The sequence below is a fragment of the Desulfomicrobium apsheronum genome (genome assembly GCF_900114115.1).
Classification (GTDB): Bacteria; Desulfobacterota; Desulfovibrionia; order Desulfovibrionales; family Desulfomicrobiaceae; genus Desulfomicrobium; species Desulfomicrobium apsheronum.
In genome coordinates this window covers 90,110-108,140 of record NZ_FORX01000007.1, presented here as the reverse complement: position 1 = coordinate 108,140, position 18,031 = coordinate 90,110, and the positions used below count along the sequence as shown (strand labels likewise).

Sequence of the window (18,031 nt, the reverse complement as noted above, 5' to 3'; positions counted from 1 at the left end):
AAGAGGAAAAGAACATGGCTGTCAAAATTGCACTCAATGGTTTTGGTCGCATCGGACGCTACCTTGCCCGCATCATGGCCGGGAACCAGGATGTTCAACTGGTCTGCGTCAACGCCCGTGGCGACAATGCGTCCCTTGCGTATCTGCTCAAATACGACTCGGTTCACGGAACCTTTGCCGGTGATGTCGAGCCCAACGAGCAGGGTTTTCTGCTGAATGGCAAGCAGGTACTGGTCACCCGCAATGCCCCGGACGCCTGGGACTGGAAGGGCATTGACATCGTCGTCGAGTCCACGGGCAAGTTCACGGATCGTGAAAGCTGCGAGAAGCATCTGGCTGCGGGCGCCAAAAAGGTGCTCATCTCCGCCCCCGGCAAGAACACCGACCTGACCGTGGTCATGGGCGTCAACGACGGCCTCTACAATCCGGCCGAACACAGGATCATTTCCAACGCCTCCTGCACCACCAACTGTCTGGCTCCGGCAGCCAAGGCGCTGGACGACAATTTCGGCATCCGGCACGGGCTCATGACCACCATCCATTCCTACACCATGAGCCAGCGCATGCTCGACGGCACGCACAAGGACATTCGCCGCGGCCGCGCCGGTGCCATGAACATGCTGCCCACGACCACGGGCGCGGCCAAGGCCGTGAGCATGGTCATCCCGGCTCTGGCGGGCAAGCTCGACGGCATGGCCGTGCGCGTGCCCACGCCCAACGTGTCCTTGGTGGACCTGGTCGTGGAAGTGGAGAAGCCGACCACGGCGGCCGAGGTCAACGCGGTCCTGAAGGCTGCGGCCAGCGGTCCCGAGGGCGGAGCCATGGGCTACACGGAGGTGCCGCTCGTTTCCATGGACTACGTCGGCAGCATCTACGGCGGCGTGGTTGATGGCCTGTGCACCTCGGTCATGAACGGAACCATGGTCAAGATCATCGTCTGGTACGACAACGAGGCCGGTTTCACCAACCAGTTGCTGCGTCTGATCAAGCTGGTCGGTGGCAAGCTGTGATTCTCTGATTCCGACGTAATTCCAGAACGCCCGGCCTGTCCGGGCGTTCTGCTTTGAAGCGCGGCTTGCAATTCAGCCGCGCCTTTTCTAGTCTCCATTTCCCCGATTTTTGGAATTCCCTTTTTCCCGAGAGCATCATGAGCGGTTTCACCCATCTGCATTGCCATTCCGAGTACAGCCTCCTGGACGGCGCCATTCGCCTACGGGACCTGTGCGCCCGGGCCGTTGATTTCGGCTTTTCTTCGGCCGCCATCACCGATCACGGCAATCTCTTCGGTTCCGTGCCCTTTTATCTCGAAGCCAAGAAGCACGGCATAAAGCCCATCATCGGCAGCGAAGTCTATGTCGCCGACGACATGTTCGAGCGGGAGAACAAGAAGCGCTTCCACTTGGTACTTCTGGCCCAGAATCTGGTCGGCTACCACAATCTGGTCAAGATCGTGTCCGCCGGTTTTCTGCAGGGCTTCTATTACAAGCCGCGCGTGGACAAGAAGCTGTTGCGCGCCCATTCCGAGGGCATCGTCTGCCTGTCCGCCTGCCTGCAGGGCGAAGTTCCCTATGCCCTGCGCCACGGGACCTTCGACAGCGCCATCCTGAAAGCGCGCGAATACATGGAGATATTTCCGGATCGGTTTTATCTGGAGTTGCAGTCCAATGGCTTGAAAGAGCAGGAGGTCGTCAACGACAGGCTCATGGAACTGGCCAAAGAGACCGGCCTGCCGCTGGTCGCCACCAACGACTGCCACTACCTGAACAAGGATGACTACGAGGCCCACGACATCCTTCTGTGCGTGGGCACGGGCAAGATCGCCTCGGAAAAGCAGCGGCTCCGCTTCGATACCAACGAATTTTACTACAAGGCCCCCGAAGAGATGGAGGCCGCTTTCGCCCATTGTCCCGAGGCCGTGGAAAACGCGGGCCGCATCGCGGACATGTGCGAGGTGGAGCTGAAGCTCAAGCAGCATTTCTTCCCGGTCTACGACGTTCCCGAAGGTTCGAGCCTGGATGACGAGTTCCGCCGATTGTCCGAGGAGGGGCTGAAGGAGCGCATCGCCGCCCTGCCCTACGAGGTGGACGAGGCCGCTTATCGCGATCGCCTTGAGCTCGAACTCAGCGTCATCATCGAGAAGGGTTTTCCGGCCTACTTCCTGATCGTACAGGACTTCATTAACTGGGCGAAATCGAAGAACATCCCCGTCGGACCCGGTCGAGGTTCGGCCGCCGGATCGCTGGTCTCGTATGCGCTCAGGATCACGGATCTCGACCCCATTCGCTACGCGCTCTTCTTCGAGCGTTTTTTGAATGTGGAACGTGCGTCCATGCCCGATATCGACGTGGACTTCTGCTACAACCGGCGCGACGAGGTCATTCGCTACGTTTCGGAAAAGTACGGAGCCGATCACGTAGCCCAGATTGTGGCCTTCGGGACCATGAAGGCCAAGGGCGCCATCCGCGACGTGGCCAGGGCCCTTGATGTCAGCCTCAAGGACGCCGACCGCATCGCCAAGCTCATCCCCGACGACCTGAAGATGACTCTGACCAAGGCTCTGGACGAGGAGCCGGAGCTGCGCAAGCTCATCGACAGCGATCCGCAGTACCGCAAGCTCTATGACGTGGCCCGCCGTCTTGAGGGGTTGGCCCGGCACTCGTCCATCCACGCCGCCGGCATCGTCATCTCCCAGAAGCCCATGGTCGAGTATCTGCCGCTGCACAAGGGCAAGAACGGCGAGGTCGTGACCCAGCTCGATATGAAGAAGGTCGAGCTCATCGGCCTCATCAAGTTCGACTTCCTGGGCCTCAAGACCCTGACCGTCATCGATGACGCCCTGAAGCTCATCCGCAAGAACAACAAGCCCGTGCCGATCCTGGAGAAGCTGCCCCTCGACGACCCGCAGACCTTCGAACTTTTGTGCCGGGGCGAGACGGACGGCGTGTTTCAGCTGGAATCCGACGGCATGCGTCGGGTGCTCAGGGGGCTTAAGCCCTCCTGCTTCGAGGACATCATCGCGCTTCTGGCCCTGTACCGGCCTGGTCCCCTGGAGTCGGGCATGGTCGACGACTTCATCGGCCGCAAGCACGGCCTGCGCAAGGTCGAGTACGAATTCGAGGAGCTGGCCCCTGTGGTCCACCCCATCCTGGAGGATACCTACGGCGTCATTCTCTACCAGGAACAGGTCATGAAGATCGCCTCGGACCTGGCCAAGTATTCTCTCGGCGAAGGCGACAACCTGCGCCGGGCCATGGGTAAAAAGGACCCGGCGGAGATGGCCAAGCAGCGGGTGCGCTTTCTGGACGGCGCGCGCGAGAACAACATTTCCCAGGAGGCGGCGGAGTATATCTTCGACCTCATGGAGAAGTTCGCGGGTTACGGGTTCAACAAGTCCCACAGCGCCGCCTATGCCGTCATCTCTTACCAGACGGCCTACGTGAAGGCCCATTACCCGGCCGAGTTCATGGCCGCCATCGTCACCTCGGAAGTGTCCAACACCGACAAGATCCTGGCCCATGTCAGCGCCTGCCGGGACATGGATATCGAGGTTCTGCCCCCGGACGTGAACCGCAGCTACAACGAGTTCACCGTCGAGGGCGAATCCATCCGCTACGGCCTCTCCGGCATCAAGGGCGTGGGTGAGGGGGCAGTCGAGTCCATCGTGGAGGAACGGGAAAAGGGCGGGGATTTTACCAGCCTGCTCGATTTCTGCCAGCGCGTGAACCTGCGCAAGGTCAACAAACGGGTGCTCGATTCTCTCGTCAAGTCGGGAGCCATGGACAGCTTCGGGTGCTCGCGCAGGGCGCTCCTGGAAGGAATGGACAAGGTCCAGGCCATGGCCCAGAAACGGGCCAAGCGCAAAACTTCCGGCCAGCTCTCGTTCATGGGCATGGTCGAGGAGAACACCTGCAATCTGACGGGGCTCGGCATCGAGGATGAAGAGGCCGCCCTGCCGGAATTCGGGGACGACGAGAAATGCCGCATGGAAAAGGAGGCCTTCGGGTTTTTCCTCATCGGTCATCCGTTGCAACCCTTCCGCCAGGAGATCAGGCGGCTGGGCTACCCGACCCTGGCCCAGTGCGCGGACCTCACCGAAAAATCGCCCGTGCAGGTGCCGGTTCTGGTCACCTCGATGAAGACCATCAACACCAAGAAGGGCGACCGCATGGCCTTTTGCGGCATTGAGGATCTCAGCGGCTCGGGCGAGGCCATCGTCTTTTCGGAGCCGTACGTGACCTACCGCGAGCTGTTGGCCTGCGAAGAGCCCCTGCTCATGACCGGCGTGGTGGCCAAGCGCGACTCCATGAACGAGGAGAGCGAGGACGGGCCCAAGAAAGCCAAGATCCTGGCCGAATCCTTCAAGCTCCTTTCGGAGGTGGTCGGGTCGGGCACGGAGCCGGTGGTCCTTTTCGTGCGCGCCGATGGACAGGACCCCGACTGGGCCGGGCTGGGCGAGATCGTCACGCGTTACCCGGGGCAGGCCCCGGTGCAGGTCGATCTTGGTCGCGGGGAATACGTGTGCCGCCTGCAGTTCGGGCCGGATTTCATGGTGGCGCCGTGTCCGGAATTTTGGCGGGAATTCGAACAGTGGCGATTGATCCGAACCTAAAGGGAGAGTGCATGACACAAGGACAATGGCGGCTTCGGGTGAGCTCGGATTTCAGCTCATCGCATCAGCTGCGGCATTACGAGGGCAAGTGCGAGAACATGCACGGCCACAATTTCACGGTGGAGGTCGATGTGGTCGGAGAGAGCCTCGACCAAAGGCTCGGCATCCTCATGGATTTCAAGGCGCTCAAGCGTTTACTGAAGGAGGTCACCGACGAGCTCGACCACAGGCATCTGAACGACCTGCCGGATTTTGCCGAGCAGAACCCATCTTCCGAGCTGCTGGCCCGCTTCGTGTTCCGGCGCATGAAGGATCTGCTGGCCCCGTATCCGGTCCGTCTGGCCGAGGTCATGGTCTCGGAAAAAGCGAGTTCAAGGGCCTATTACTCCGAAGGATCGGTCTGATGCGGGCGGTTCTGCAGCGGGTGCGCTCGGCTTGCGTCCGTGTCCAGGGCCGCACCTTGGGCGAGATCGGACCGGGCATCGTCGTGCTGCTCGGCTTCGGCGGCAACGACGATCCGGACATGGCCGGCGGACCCGTCTGGAACAAATTCATGCAGAAGCTCCTCGGCCTGCGGCTTTTCCCCGATGCGGGCGGTCCCATCAACGCGAGCCTGGCCGATCACGGCGGCGGCATCCTGGTGGTTTCGCAGTTCACCCTCTATGCCGACGTCAAAAAGGGCCGCCGCCCCTCATTTTCAAAGGCCGCCCAACCAGAAGCCGCCCTGACCCTGTACCGGTCCTTCGTGGCCGATTTGCGTCGGCAGTGGCCGCAGGTGGCCGAAGGCGAATTCGGCGCGGACATGGACGTGTCCCTGATCAACTGGGGCCCGGTCACGATCTGGCTCGACAGCGACGATTTGTAGCCATTCTTGGCAGGCATGTTGCTAGGATGTTCCGAAGCGTTCATTTTTTGACAGGAAACAGCATGCACCCCGTCATCACGACCTTTTTTTTTCCATCCCACGCCGACGGCAGGGCCTGAGGCCATGGCCGCCGAAATGGATTACACCGCCGAACTTGTGCAGGGAACCGACGGTTCCACGGATGTGCGCATCCTGCGGGACGGCCGCGCCCAGCATATGGGCGGCAGGCGAGGCCGTGAGAACGAGTTGCGTCGCGTGGTGGAAATTCCGGTCGAAGGGGCCCTGCCGGTCTTTTTGGGAGCTGGGCTCGGAGCCGGACTGGCCGATTTGCTCGATCGGACTTCCGGGCCGGTGGCCGTGATCGATGCCGAAGAGCCCATCGGCGCCTTGACCGGCGTTCCTGGCAAATGGCGTGACGACCCCCGCATATTCTGGATTGCCGAGGACGACCCGGGCGTGGCTCTGAGCCGCTTGACCCGCTGGCAGCTTCGGCACGGCGGCCTGCCGTTTGCGCCGATCCGCGACCCTTTCTACGCTCGCCTGAGGCCTGGCCTGTACCGCGAGCTTGCCGACCGTCTGGAGATGAGCCTCAAGTTCGATTTCTGGAACCGGGCGCGCTACCCCAAGTTTCGCTCCAAGGTCCCGCGCGTGATGCTCTTGACCAGCTCCTATTTTCTGATGGGCGAGCTTGAGGCCGCCTGCACCCGCCTCGGCTACGCGACCTCGCTGGTGCAGCTGCCGAGCCAGGAGGTGGGCAGCCAGGAATTCGTCGAATCCATCCTCGCGGAAATTTTGTCCTTTCGTCCGGATTTCGTGCTGACTATCAATCATCTGGGCGTGGACAAGGAGGGCATTCTGACGGCGCTTCTGGCGCGCATGGAGCTTCCCCTGGCGTCCTGGTTCGTCGACAACCCGCACCTCATCCTCTACGTCTACGAAAATCTGGCCTCGGATTGGGTCACGCTCTTCACCTGGGACGTGGACAATATCGAATCCCTGAAAGCGCAAGGGTTCTCGCGCGTTCACTACCTGCCCTTGGCCACTGATCCGCACCGTTTTGCCCACGCCCCGAACACGGCCCCGGCGCGCGATGTCTCCTTTGTCGGCAACTCGATGCTTTACAAGGTGCGCGCAAAGCTGCGCCATTACGATTTTCCGCCCGTTCTTCTGGCCGATCTGAAGGAACTCGGGCGCGCCTTCATGCTCAGCGGAGCTCTGTCCGTGGCCCGGTTTCTGGAAGAGGAGCGGCCCATGTACGTGGAGGCTTTCAGGGCTCTGCCGGACGTGGATGCGCGGCTTGCCTTCGAGACCCTGATCACCTGGCAGGCGACCCTTCTGTACCGCCTGGAGCGCGTGCGGGAGCTGTTGCCCTTCAAACCGCTTCTGGTCGGAGACCCGGGGTGGCACGAGATTCTGCCGCCAGGCGGCTGGACCTACCACCGCGAACTCAACTACTACGCCGATCTGCCCAAATTTTATCCTGCTACGCGCATCAACTTCAACTGCACCAGCCAGCAGATGAAGGGCGCGGTCAATCAGCGTGTCTTCGACGTGCCGGTATGCGGCGGATTCTTGCTCACCGACCACCGGCGCCAGATGGAGGCGCTTTTCGAGCCTGGCCGGGAGATCGTCTGTTATCAGGAGCCGGGTGAGATTTCCGGGCTCGTGCGCCATTACCTGAGTCATGACGGCGAGCGCGCAAGGATTGTCCAGGCCGCGCGTTCACGCATTCTGGCCGAACACACCTACGACCTGCGCTTAAAGTCCCTGGTCCGGACCATGCGCTCCATCTACGGTTAGCCTGTGAAGAAGCCTATCCTGGTCATCCAGATGCAGCGCATGGGGGACCTGATCCTGTCCTTTCCGCTTTTTTTGTGGCTGGAGCGGGCATTTCCCGGCCATCCGGTCTGGGTCATGGCCGAGCCGAGTTTCGCCGGGCCGCTGGCGCGCCTGAGTCCACAGGTGTGCTACTTCAGTCATGGTCAGGAAGGGGATTTGCGGCGGCAGGCATTTCATCTGGTCATAAATCTGAGTCATCGCGCCCAAAGCATGGAGCTGGCCGGGAGCCTGCACTGCGACGCGCTGGTGGGTGGATACATCCGGGATGGCGTGACTCGCATCGAGGGTGACTGGCAGGAATACCGGGCGTCGCTGACGCACAACAACCGGCACAATCACTTTCATTGGGCCGATCTGAACGCCCTAGGCGTGATCCCGCGCAAAATCATGGAACAAACCCGTTGGCCCGGGCCGCGCAACATGCCGCACGACAACCGTCACATTGGTCTTTTTCTGGGTGCGAGCGAACCGGACAAACGGCCCAGTGCCGCGTTTTGGGTCGAGCTTATCGAAGAACTCGAGCGGCGAGGGTTCGTACCCGTCTTGCTTGGCGGACCCGGAGAGCGTGAGTTGTGCCGAGAGGTGCTTCGTCTCGCCGCGCGTCCGGTGGCCAGCGCCTGCGGTAGCATGGGGCTGGATACGTTTGCCATGTATGGGCAGAATCTGGCCGCCATGATAACCCCCGACACGGGCCCCATGCATCTGGCGGCCTGGTCGGGGCTCAAGGTGCTCAATCTGTCCATGGGCCCGGTGCACGCCTTCGAGACCGGACCTTACCAGCCGGGGCACGTGGTGCTGCGTAGCTCAGGGGATTGCGTGGGCTGCTGGCGCTGCCGCTTTGAACTTCCGCGTTGCCACCGGCATTTCAAGCCCGTGCGGGTGGTGCGCGTCCTTGAGGCCATGCTCGGGCGCAAGGGCAAGCTGACAGGCCTGCGGCTTCCTGGACTTGAGATTCTGGCCAGCGGGCGCAGGGATGGGCTTTACGATCTGATCCCGCTTTCAGTCCGTCCCAAGGCTGGTCAGAAACTGGCCGCATACTGGCAGGCTTTCTGGCTGCACGCCTTCGGCCTTGGCTCCCGGGACGGATGTCTGACTGCAGCCGCAAATCTGCGTGAAGCCCACGAAGCCCTGACGCGGGTCATGGCAGTCGGCGCGCTGCGATTTTTTCGCACCGTGAGCAGTACCCCTGATCCTCGGCGGCTTGTGCGCGAGTGGGATCACGCAGCTTTGGCTCTGCGCCCCTTGAGCGGGTACGCCGCTGTTCATCTGTCCAATAATGACTGCTCTCCGGCCAGCCGTAGGCGCGTGTTGACCCTGGCCGAGGAGCACCTTGGGTTTCTTCGCCAAGAGTGAACACGTACCGATTTCAATCAAACGAAAAAGGCGGCCATTGGCCGCCTTTTTCGTTTTGAATTCAGGTAATTGCTATTGTATCGAGGCCTGCAGTCCATTTTCCTGCCAGCCACCGCCAAGCGCTGTGAAAAGCTCGACCATGGCCAGTTTTTGGGCCAGGCGGGCGTCGAGCAGGTTTTGTCTGGCCGTGAAGAGAGTGCGCTCCGCGTCGTGCACGGCAAAGGCGCTCTCAAGGCCCGCCGAAAAACGCTGGTCGACCAGCAGGCGGCTCTTCTCCGCGCTTGCCGAGCGCCTGGCCTGGGCTCTGACCTGGCCTTCGTAGCCCTGGTTTTTGGCCAGGGCGTCGGAGACTTCGCGAAAGGCGTTCTGGATGGTCTCCTCGTATTGCGCGATCTTGATCTGCTGCTCCGCCTTGGCCGCTTCAAGCCTGGACTTGTTCCGGCCAGCGTCAAAGATGGGCAGGGTGATGCTGGGCACGAAGGTCCAGACCCGCTGGGCCGAATCGAACAGGTCGGTCAGTTCCAGGCTGGCCAGACCCGCCGTGGTGGTCAGGCCGATACGTGGAAAAAACGCCGCCCGCGCGGCTCCAATTTCCGCGCCCGCAGCCCACAGCCGGTGTTCGGCTTCAAGGATGTCAGGGCGCCTGGTCAACAGCTCCGACGGAAGGCCCGGCTTCACCGACGTACGTAATTTTACATCGTCAATGGCCTGGGCCGGGAGTCCGAGTTCCGGGCCGGGTACGCCGACCAGCACGGCCAGGGCGTTTTCGTCCATGGCCACCTGGGCCGTGAGACGGGCGACTTCGGCCTGGGCAACGGCCACGACTTCCTCGGCCTGATGGCGGGCAAGTTCGGTGCTCATTCCGTGGGCCAGCTGGGCCATGGTCAGATCAAGGGTTGCCTGGCGGCTTTCAAGGGTTTCCCGGGCCAGGGACAGATGCTCGCGGTCTCCGGCCAGGGTCAGGTAGCCCCTTGCGACCTGTGACACGAGGCTGATGTGCGCGGCACGGCGGGCCTCTTCCGTGGCCAGGTAGCTCTCCAGGGCCGAGTCCTCAAGGCTCTTCACCCGGCCGAAGAAATCAAGCTCGAAGGAAGAGATGCCGAGGCCCACGTTCCACTGCCGGTCAATGCCCTCGATCCCGCCGCGCAGATCCGCAGGCAGACGCTGGTTCGAGTTCTGGCCCGAGGCGTCAATATTCGGGATACGGTCGGCGCGGGCGATGCCGAACTGGGCGCGGGCCTTGTCCATGGCCAGCACGGCCTGACGCAGGCTTCGGTTCTGTTGCAGGGCCGTGGATATGAGCTTCTGCAGGGCCGGGTCGGGGAACACGTCCCGCCAGCCAAGCTCGTCCACTCCGGCCAGGGGGTCGGTCTGGGCCGGTGCGTTCCAGGCCTCGGGCACGGGCATGTCCGGGCGCTCCCGTTCAGGGGCGAGGGTGGCGCAGCCGCTCAAGGCGACGAGCGCGATCACGAGTATCAATCTTCGCATGGGTGGCCTCCGGGAATGATGGCGCGAGTGGTCGATTTTTTGGGTTCCTTGCGGGAAAGTCCCAGCTTGGCCACGATGACGAAGAAGACCGGGATGAGCAGGGAGCCGATGACGGTCGAGGCGATGGTGCCGCCGATGACGCCCGTGCCGATGGAGTTCTGTCCGCCCGAACCCGCGCCGGAGTTCAGGGCCAGCGGCAGGACGCCAAGGCCGAAGGCCAGGGAGGTCATGAGGATGGGCCGCAGACGTTGCCGGGCCGCCTCGACCACCGCGGTCATGAGATCCATGCCTGACTCGGCCAGGCTCTTGGCGAACTCGACGATGAGGATGGCGTTTTTGGCCGCCAGCCCCATGGTCGTGAGCAGGCCGACCTGGAAGTAGACGTCATTGGTCAAGCCGCGCAGGCTGACTGCGGCCAGGGCTCCGACGACGCCGATGGGCACGACCAGGATGACCGATGCAGGCAGGCTCCAGCTCTCATACAGTGCCGCCAGGCACAGGAAGACGACGATGATGGAGAGGCCGTAGAGCATGATGGTCTGCGAACCGGCCTGACGTTCCTGGAAGGACAGGCCGGTCCAGGAAAAGCCTATGCCTTCGGGCAACTGGCTGGCCAGGTTCTCCATGGTCGCCATGGCCTGTCCGGAGCTCTTGCCCGGAGCGGGCGCGCCGAGAATCTGCATGGCCGGGACGCCGTTGTAGCGCTCCAGGCGCGGCGAGCCCGAGGTCCAGTGCGCCGTGGCGAAGCTCGACATGGGCACCATCTGGCCTGATTTGCCGCGTACATGCCAGCGGGCAAGATCCTCGGGCATCATGCGGTAGGGCGCCTCGCCCTGCATGATGACCTTCTTGACGCGGCCCTTGTCCAGGAAGTCGTTGACGTAGGAGCTGCCCCAGGCCGTGGCGATGACGCCGGTCACATCGGACACGGCAAGGCCCAGGGCGCCTGCCTTGTCCCAGTCGATGTCGATGCGGTACTGCGGCGTGTCGTCCAGACCGTTGGGGCGGACCATGGCCAGGTCGGGATGCTGCCTGGCCATGCCGAGGAGCTGGTTGCGGGCGGCCGTGAGCTTTTCATGGCCGAGGCCCGCCATGTCCTGCAGCTCGAAGTCGAAGCCGGCTGCATTGCCAAGCTCCATTACCGCAGGCGGGGAAAAGGCAAAGACCTGCGCGTCGCGGTATTGCGAGAATGCGGCCATGGCCCGTCCGGCGATGGCCTTGACGTGCATGTCCGGGGTCTTGCGCACGCTCCAGTCCTTGAGGCGCACGAAGCACATGGCCGTGTTCTGACCGCTTCCGGCAAAACTGAAGCCCGCCACGGCCATGAGCGATTGCACGGACTCCTTCTCGGCTACCAGGAAGTGATTCTCGATGCGCTCCAGCACATCAAGAGCGCGGTCCTGGGTCGCGCCGATGGGCAACTGGACCTGCACGAAGAGGATGCCCTGGTCTTCATCGGGGAGAAAGCCCGTGGGCAGACGCTGAAACAGGAACATCATGGCGCCCAGGATGAGGGCGTAGAGGACCAGCGACCGGCCCCAGCGCCTGGTCATGGACCCGACCAGCTTCTGATACCCATTGGCCGTGCGGTCGAAGCCGCGGTTGAACAGGCCGAAGAATCCGCGCTTGCCCTGTCCGGGCTTGGCGGGCTTAAGCATGGTGGCGCACAGCGCGGGGGTCAGGATCAGGGCCACCAGGACGGAGAGGACCATGGCCGAGACCACGGTGATGGAGAACTGGCGGTAGATGACGCCCGTGGACCCGCCGAAGAAGGCCATGGGCACGAACACGGCGGACAGCACCAAGGCGATGCCGACCAGGGCCCCGGAGATCTGGGTCATGGACAGATGGGTCGCGTCCCTGGCCGACAGGCCGTCTTCGTGCATGATGCGTTCGACGTTTTCGACCACGACGATGGCGTCGTCGACCAGCAGGCCGATGGCCAGGACCATGGCGAACATGGTCAGGGTGTTGATGGAGTAGCCGAAGGCCGCCAGTACTCCGAAGGTGCCGAGCAGAACTACAGGCACGGCGATGGTCGGGATGAGCGTGGCCCGGAAGTTCTGCAGAAAGAGGTACATGACCAGAAAGACCAGAGCGACGGCTTCAAGCAGGGTGCGGATCACCTCCTCGATGGAGATGCGCACGAAGGGCGTGGTGTCGAAGGCTTCCACGACCTTCATTCCGGCCGGAAAGGTCGAACTGATGCTGTCCGTGTATTCGGCGATGGCCTCGACAGTCTTCAGTGCGTTGGCGCCGGTGGCCAGTTTGATGGCCAGGGCCGCTGCGGCCTGACCGTTGAAGCGGGAGACGATCTGCGAATTTTCCGCGCCCAGCTCCACCTTGGCCACGTCGCCCAGACGCACCGTGGAGCCGTCGGTGTTCACCTTCAGGAGGATGTCGCGGAACTGTTCGGGTGTTTGCAGACGGTCCTGAACGCTGACCGTGAAGTTGATGCGCTGCTCCTCCACCGAGGGCAGTCCGCCCAGCTGTCCGGCCGATATCTGGGCATTTTGGGCCTTGATGGCTGCGGCAACGTCAGCGGGCGTGAGGCTGTAGGTGTGCAGTTTGTCAGGGTTGAGCCAGATGCGCATGGCGTGCTGCGAACCGAACAGGGTGACCTCGCCGACGCCTTCCACGCGGCTCATGCCATCGAGAACATTGGCGGCTACATAGTCGGCCAGTTCGGCCCTGGTCATGGACCCGTCCTCGGACACGAAGCCGAGCACCTGCACGAAGTTCCTGACCGCCTTGGTGACCTGCACGCCCTGGGCCTGCACTTCCTGCGGCAGCAGCGACATGGCCAGCTGCAACTTGTTCTGGACCTGCACCTGGGCAATGTCCGGGTTGGTCCCGGCCTTGAAGGTCAGGGTGATTTCGGCCTGACCCGAGGACTGGCTGGTCGAGGACATGTAGTCCAGATTGTCGATGCCCTTCATCTTCTGTTCGATGACCTGCGTGACCGCGTCTTCAAGCGTCTTGGCGGAGGCGCCGGGATAGGTCGCGCTGATGGCCACGGAAGGCGGAGCGATGGGCGGATATTGGGATATGGGCAGGCCTGTTATGGCCAGCACGCCGCCAAGCATGGCGGCGATGGCCAGAACCCAGGCGAATACCGGACGATTTATGAAAAAATGTGCCATGAGAGCTCCTTACATTGTGTCTTGGGCGACACGGACCTGCACGCCGGGGCGCGCCTTCTGCAAACCTTCGACGACCACTCGGTCTCCGGCGGCCAGTCCCTGGCGCACAACCCAGTCACCCTCGACCGCCCGGTCCAGTTCCAGGGGGCGGACAGCCACCTTCTCCTCGCCGTCCACGATCATGGCCATGGGCTTGCCATGCGCGTCGCGGACCACGGCTTGCTGTGGAATGAGCAGCGCATTGGCCAGCACCCCCTCCTCGACGACGGCGCGGACGTACATGCCCGGCAAAAGGTCGCGTTCGGGATTCGGGAATACGGCGCGCAGGGTGACGGAACCGGTGTCCTGATCCACGCTGGCCTCGGCCAGCTGGAGGATGCCTTCATGGGCATAGGTTGCGCCGTCTTCAAGGATCAGGCGGACTTTTGTCGCGGCCGCGCCGGCGGATTGGACGGCTCCGCTCTTGAGGGCGTGCTTCATGCGCAAAAGTTCCACGTTGGACTGGGTGAGATCCACATAGATGGGATCGAGTTGCTGCACCGTGGCCATGGCCTGAGCCTGATTGGCCGTGACCAGGGCGCCTGGGGTGATGGTGGACCGGCCGATGCGGCCGCTTATGGGCGAGAGGACCCTGGTCCGCTCAAGATCGATGTGCGCGGCGCCAAGCTCGGCCTGAGCTGCGGCCACATTGGCTTCGGCCAGGGCCAGGGCGGCCTGGACCTCGTCGTGGTCCTGCTGGCTGACGGCCTTGGTGCGGATCAGGTCGCGGTAGCGGACCGCTTTCAGCCGGGCGGGTTCCAGTTCGGCCTTGGCCTTGGCCACGGCGGCCTTGGCGCGGGCCACGGCCACTTCATAGGTCGATGGGTCGATCTGGTAGAGCAGATCGCCGGATTTGACCTCGGTTCCTTCCGTGAAGGCACGCTTCAGGATGATGCCGCCCACCTGCGGCCGGATCTCGGCCATCTGGTACACGGCGGTGCGTCCCGGCAATTCAGTGGTCAGGCGGACATCTGTTTCCTGCATGGTGACCACGGCCACTTCCGGAGCGGGCGCGACCTGGGCTGGGGCTGGCTGGTTGGCCTGCGACGGCTTGTTCCAGGCGAGATAGCCAAGGCAGACGGCGACCACGACGACAACGGGAATAAGTATTTTCTTCATTTGGTCCTTCCAGGATTTCTTGTTTTGAAAATATTATGTGAACGGTTGTTCACATTGAGGGCAAAAAAATTAGGGGGATACGCCTCGGACAAACATTTTCCAGTTGGCCTCGGCCTGGGTCTTGGGATCGATCATGTCGCCGCGCCTGCTGTACAGGATGGCGATGGTCAGGAACTGACCCAGAAACTGTACGAAGATCTCGTCGGCATCGATATCGTCGCGTATCTCCCCGTCGGTCTGGCCTTGGCGGATGATCCCGGCCACCTCGGACTGGTGCCGCTGATGGTTCTTCAGCAGGCGTTCCCGCAGATGGGTCTCGTCACTCCACAGCGCGTCCGAGAGTACGAGGTTCGGTAGCGCCCGGTAGCGCTCGACCACGCTGATGTGCAGGTCGTAGCAGCGACGCAGCTTGGTCAGTGCGGGGCTAGGTTCCTTGAAGGCCTGACGGATTCCTTCGGCCTTGACGTCGTCGAGCAGGTCCAGGACGCTGGCCAGGATATCGGCCTTGCCGCCGGGAAAATGCCTGTACAGGGCCGGCGCGGTCACGCCCACGGCGCGGGCCACGTTGCGCGCAGTGAGGGCCCCGACACCCTGGTCGGCAACCAGTGTGAGGGCCGCTTCGGCGATCTGTTCGCGACGGATTATGGTGGTGAGTCTCTTTGCCATGGAGGGGCTAGTTAACGATCGTTCACTTTGTCGTCAAGCGCAAATTGAGAGGTGGAAGGAAGAAATTTTGGTGTGAATGTGCGGAGGCTAGAGTCATTGTTTGGAGAAGATTATGGTAGGGGTGTTGCGCGATCGGCGGCCCGTTGCCGCCATGGCCTTGAGGCCCGCCGGAACTCCTTCGCGGGCCTCGTAGAGTTGAACCGTTGCGTGCAGGGCGGAAATTTCTGGGCAGTTCGCCCGGCAACGATTCAACAAACGATGCAAGGCTCAGTCAGACAGCCGACGCGCCTCAAGACCATGCCGGCAACGGACCTTAAGGTGCTGGTGGGTGTTAGCCGTGATTGTGGGGGGGGTGGAGTCGGAATGTTTGGAGAAGGTTGAGGGGATTAGGGGTATTGTGCGCCAAGCGGCCCGTTGCCGCCATGGCCTTGTGTTGCAAAAAAATGTACTTGCACTTTGCACGGGCATTCGTTAGCAAGATGAGAATGATTCCTGATAATAAAAACATCAAAGGAGAATACCAATGAGCAAGACCACCGAGAATTTGAAAGAGGCTTTTGCCGGAGAATCCCAGGCCAACCGCAAGTATCTGGCTTTCGCCAAGAAGGCCGAGGAAGAGGGGCTGCCTCAGGTCGCCAAATTGTTTCGGGCTGCGGCTCACGCTGAGACCATTCACGCCCATGCGCACCTGCGCCTCATGAAGGGCATCGGGTCCACGGCCGAAAATCTCAAGGAAGCCGTGGCAGGTGAAACCCATGAATTCAAGTCCATGTACCCGGCCATGATCGCCGATGCCCAGGCCGAAGGTGAAAAGGCGGCCGAGAAATATTTCGTTTTCGCCAACCAGGCAGAGGAATGCCACGCAAACCTCTACTCCAAGGCGGCGGATCAGATGGGTGAGCTGGCGGCTGTGGATTACTATGTCTGCAGCATTTGCGGTCACATCCACGAAGGTGAGCCCACCGAAAAGTGTCCGATCTGCGGCGCCCCGACCAAGGCATACGGCGTCGTGGCCTAGGGGTCTTGAGTCCTGCCTTCCGGATTGCAAAAAAAGCCGCGTTCCCCTTTCGGGAGCGCGGCTTTTCAAATGAAAAAGGCCATGCATCACTGCACGGCCTTTTTTTTGTCGATTATTTCGGGTGTTATCTTCTGGGGGCCGGTGCGCTCGGACGGGCCTTGGCCTTGGTGAATGCCAGTTCCGTGCCCTTGCCCTTGTTGAACATGGCCAGCACCCTTTCGGCATCATGGAAGGGCAAGGAAACAAAGGCGAAGGTTTCCATGATCTGTATGTCCCAGATTTTCTTGGGCGGGATGTTGCACTTGTCGCCAAGGAAGGTCAGCAGGCGCTTGGGCGTCAGGCCATCCTTGCGGCCCTGGGTCACGAAGAGGCGGGACTTGCCCGTCTTGTCCACCACGAAGGCGTCTCCGATTTCCTTGTAGTTGGAGGCGTCAAGTTCCTCCTGGAACATGTACTGCAAAAGGGCGGCCAGGGTTTCGCGGGGCTTGCTCTGATCGAGGAGCTCCTGGGCCATGCCCATGAACTCAAGCTCCGGTTCCGTGGTCATGATCTCCTGCAGTTCCGCCCGGATGCGGCCCTTCTTCATGTCGATGACATCGGAGACCTTGGGCAGCCTGGCCTTGCGGATGTCCGTGCGGGCGTGCTTGCTGATGAATTGCAGGCGGCGGTACTCGGACGGCGTGATGAAGGTGATGGCGATGCCCTGCTTGCCGGCCCGGCCGGTGCGGCCGACGCGGTGCACGTAGGCTTCCGGGTCGTGGGGCAGATCGAAATTGATGACATGGGTCAGGTCATGCACGTCGATGCCGCGCGCGGCCACGTCGGTGGCGACCAGGATCGTGACCAGCTTCTTCTTGAATTTGATCAGGATCTTCTCGCGCAGGCTCTGGGACATGTCACCGTGCAGGGTGTCGGCGTCGTAACCGCGCTCCATGAGACGCTGGGACACGGCGTCGGCGTCGACCTTGGTGCGGGTGAAGACAAGTCCGTAGAATTCGGACTCCATGTCGATGATCCGGCACAGAGCTTCAAATTTGTCGCTCATGGCGACTTCGAAGTAGATCTGGTCGGTCTGGGGGGCGGTCAGCTGGTTGGATTCGGCCCGGAGGACCTGATAATCGCCCATGTACTTCTTGGCGATGCGCAGGATTTCAGGCGGCATGGTCGCGGAGAAGAGCATGGTGCGTTTTTCGGAGCCCGTCTGTTCCATGATCTCCAGCACGTCGTCCAGAAAGCCCATGTTCAGCATCTCGTCGGCCTCGTCGAGGATCAGAAAACGGATGCCCGAGAGATTGAGGCTGCCCCGGCGCAGGTGGTCGAGCACGCGGCCCGGTGTCCCGACAACCACGGATACGCCCTTCTTGAGGCTCCTGAGCTGGATATCCATGGACTGGCCGCCATAGATGGGGGCGACGTTGATGGTCCGGCCGCCGCGCAGGGAGTTGATCTCCTCGGCAACCTGGATGGCCAGTTCGCGGGTCGGGGCAAGGACGAGAGCCTGTACCGTGCGGATCTCAGGGTCGAGCATTTCGAGCAGCGGCAAGCCAAAGGCTGCGGTCTTGCCGGTGCCGGTCTGGGCCTGGGCGACGATGTCGTTCTCCCCGGTCAATACGGCCGGGATGGTCTTGATCTGGATGGGGGTTGGCTCTTCGAAACCCTTGCGGGACAGAGCCTGGATGGTCAGTTCGGATAGGCCTAAATCGGAAAATGTAGTCATATTAATACCTTGCGGGCATGGGCCTCGCGGTCAAAAGAATACCCGGCTCTGGAACCGGGCCCTTACCGTGAGGCCGACTGTCCAAGGCGGGAAACAAGCATTTCGAAAACGTGTGGAACCGGATCGAAGAGCGAACAAGCTCAAGAAAGGTCGTGCGGAAAAGGAGGAATCCCCT

At 61.9% G+C, this 18,031-nt stretch carries 12 protein-coding genes; 7 read left to right on the top strand and 5 right to left on the bottom strand.

Annotated elements, in window-relative coordinates:
* The first annotated feature begins 14 nt into the window (after positions 1-14).
* The 6 genes from gap to BMZ40_RS08980 all read left to right on the top strand — a co-directional run bounded on the left by gap (position 15) and on the right by BMZ40_RS08980 (position 8,666).
* Positions 15-1,010, top strand: coding sequence for a type I glyceraldehyde-3-phosphate dehydrogenase (gene gap / locus BMZ40_RS09005; RefSeq protein ID WP_092374462.1), 996 nt, complete (start codon positions 15-17; stop codon positions 1,008-1,010).
* Between the two features lie 137 nt (positions 1,011-1,147).
* Positions 1,148-4,609, top strand: a complete 3,462-nt coding sequence (dnaE, locus tag BMZ40_RS09000; protein WP_092374460.1) for a DNA polymerase III subunit alpha — start codon at positions 1,148-1,150, stop codon at positions 4,607-4,609.
* A gap of 11 nt (positions 4,610-4,620) precedes the next feature.
* Positions 4,621-5,013, top strand: a complete 393-nt coding sequence (gene queD / locus BMZ40_RS08995) for a 6-carboxytetrahydropterin synthase QueD (protein ID WP_092374346.1) — start codon at positions 4,621-4,623, stop codon at positions 5,011-5,013.
* Complete coding sequence (gene dtd, locus BMZ40_RS08990; protein ID WP_092374343.1) at positions 5,013-5,474, top strand: D-aminoacyl-tRNA deacylase; 462 nt, start codon at positions 5,013-5,015, stop codon at positions 5,472-5,474. Before queD ends, dtd begins: the two co-directional genes overlap by 1 nt.
* A gap of 123 nt (positions 5,475-5,597) precedes the next feature.
* On the top strand, positions 5,598-7,274 hold the full coding sequence (locus tag BMZ40_RS08985; protein ID WP_092374340.1) for a CgeB family protein: 1,677 nt from the start codon (positions 5,598-5,600) through the stop codon (positions 7,272-7,274).
* 3 nt (positions 7,275-7,277) lie between these two features.
* The gene (locus BMZ40_RS08980; protein WP_092374337.1) at positions 7,278-8,666 is read left to right on the top strand and encodes a glycosyltransferase family 9 protein; all 1,389 of its coding nucleotides are present in this window, start codon (positions 7,278-7,280) and stop codon (positions 8,664-8,666) included.
* Between the two features lie 72 nt (positions 8,667-8,738).
* Here BMZ40_RS08980 and BMZ40_RS08975 read toward each other — a convergent pair whose 3' ends face one another.
* From BMZ40_RS08975 to BMZ40_RS08960, 4 genes are all read right to left on the bottom strand, one after another.
* Positions 8,739-10,154 carry an efflux transporter outer membrane subunit gene (locus BMZ40_RS08975; protein WP_092374334.1) on the bottom strand — a complete coding sequence of 472 codons (1,416 nt, stop codon included), beginning with the start codon at positions 10,152-10,154 and terminating at the stop codon, positions 8,739-8,741.
* A complete protein-coding gene (locus tag BMZ40_RS08970) occupies positions 10,142-13,297 on the bottom strand; it encodes an efflux RND transporter permease subunit (RefSeq protein ID WP_092374331.1) in 3,156 nt (1,051 codons plus the stop codon). The genes BMZ40_RS08975 and BMZ40_RS08970 overlap by 13 nt, the downstream gene beginning before the upstream one ends.
* A gap of 9 nt (positions 13,298-13,306) precedes the next feature.
* Complete coding sequence (locus BMZ40_RS08965; RefSeq protein ID WP_092374329.1) at positions 13,307-14,455, bottom strand: efflux RND transporter periplasmic adaptor subunit; 1,149 nt, start codon at positions 14,453-14,455, stop codon at positions 13,307-13,309.
* 69 nt (positions 14,456-14,524) lie between these two features.
* Positions 14,525-15,121: a TetR/AcrR family transcriptional regulator gene (locus tag BMZ40_RS08960; RefSeq protein ID WP_092374326.1), complete on the bottom strand. Its 597-nt coding sequence runs from the start codon at positions 15,119-15,121 to the stop codon at positions 14,525-14,527.
* 523 nt (positions 15,122-15,644) lie between these two features.
* On the opposite strand from BMZ40_RS08960, the gene BMZ40_RS08955 reads away from it, so the two are divergent.
* Positions 15,645-16,139 carry a rubrerythrin family protein gene (locus BMZ40_RS08955; RefSeq protein ID WP_092374323.1) on the top strand — a complete coding sequence of 165 codons (495 nt, stop codon included), beginning with the start codon at positions 15,645-15,647 and terminating at the stop codon, positions 16,137-16,139.
* A 124-nt stretch (positions 16,140-16,263) separates the two neighbouring features.
* Here the strand turns inward: BMZ40_RS08955 and BMZ40_RS08950 are convergent, their stop codons facing one another.
* Positions 16,264-17,856, bottom strand: a complete 1,593-nt coding sequence (locus BMZ40_RS08950; RefSeq protein ID WP_092374320.1) for a DEAD/DEAH box helicase — start codon at positions 17,854-17,856, stop codon at positions 16,264-16,266.
* Between the last annotated feature and the right edge of the window lie 175 nt (positions 17,857-18,031).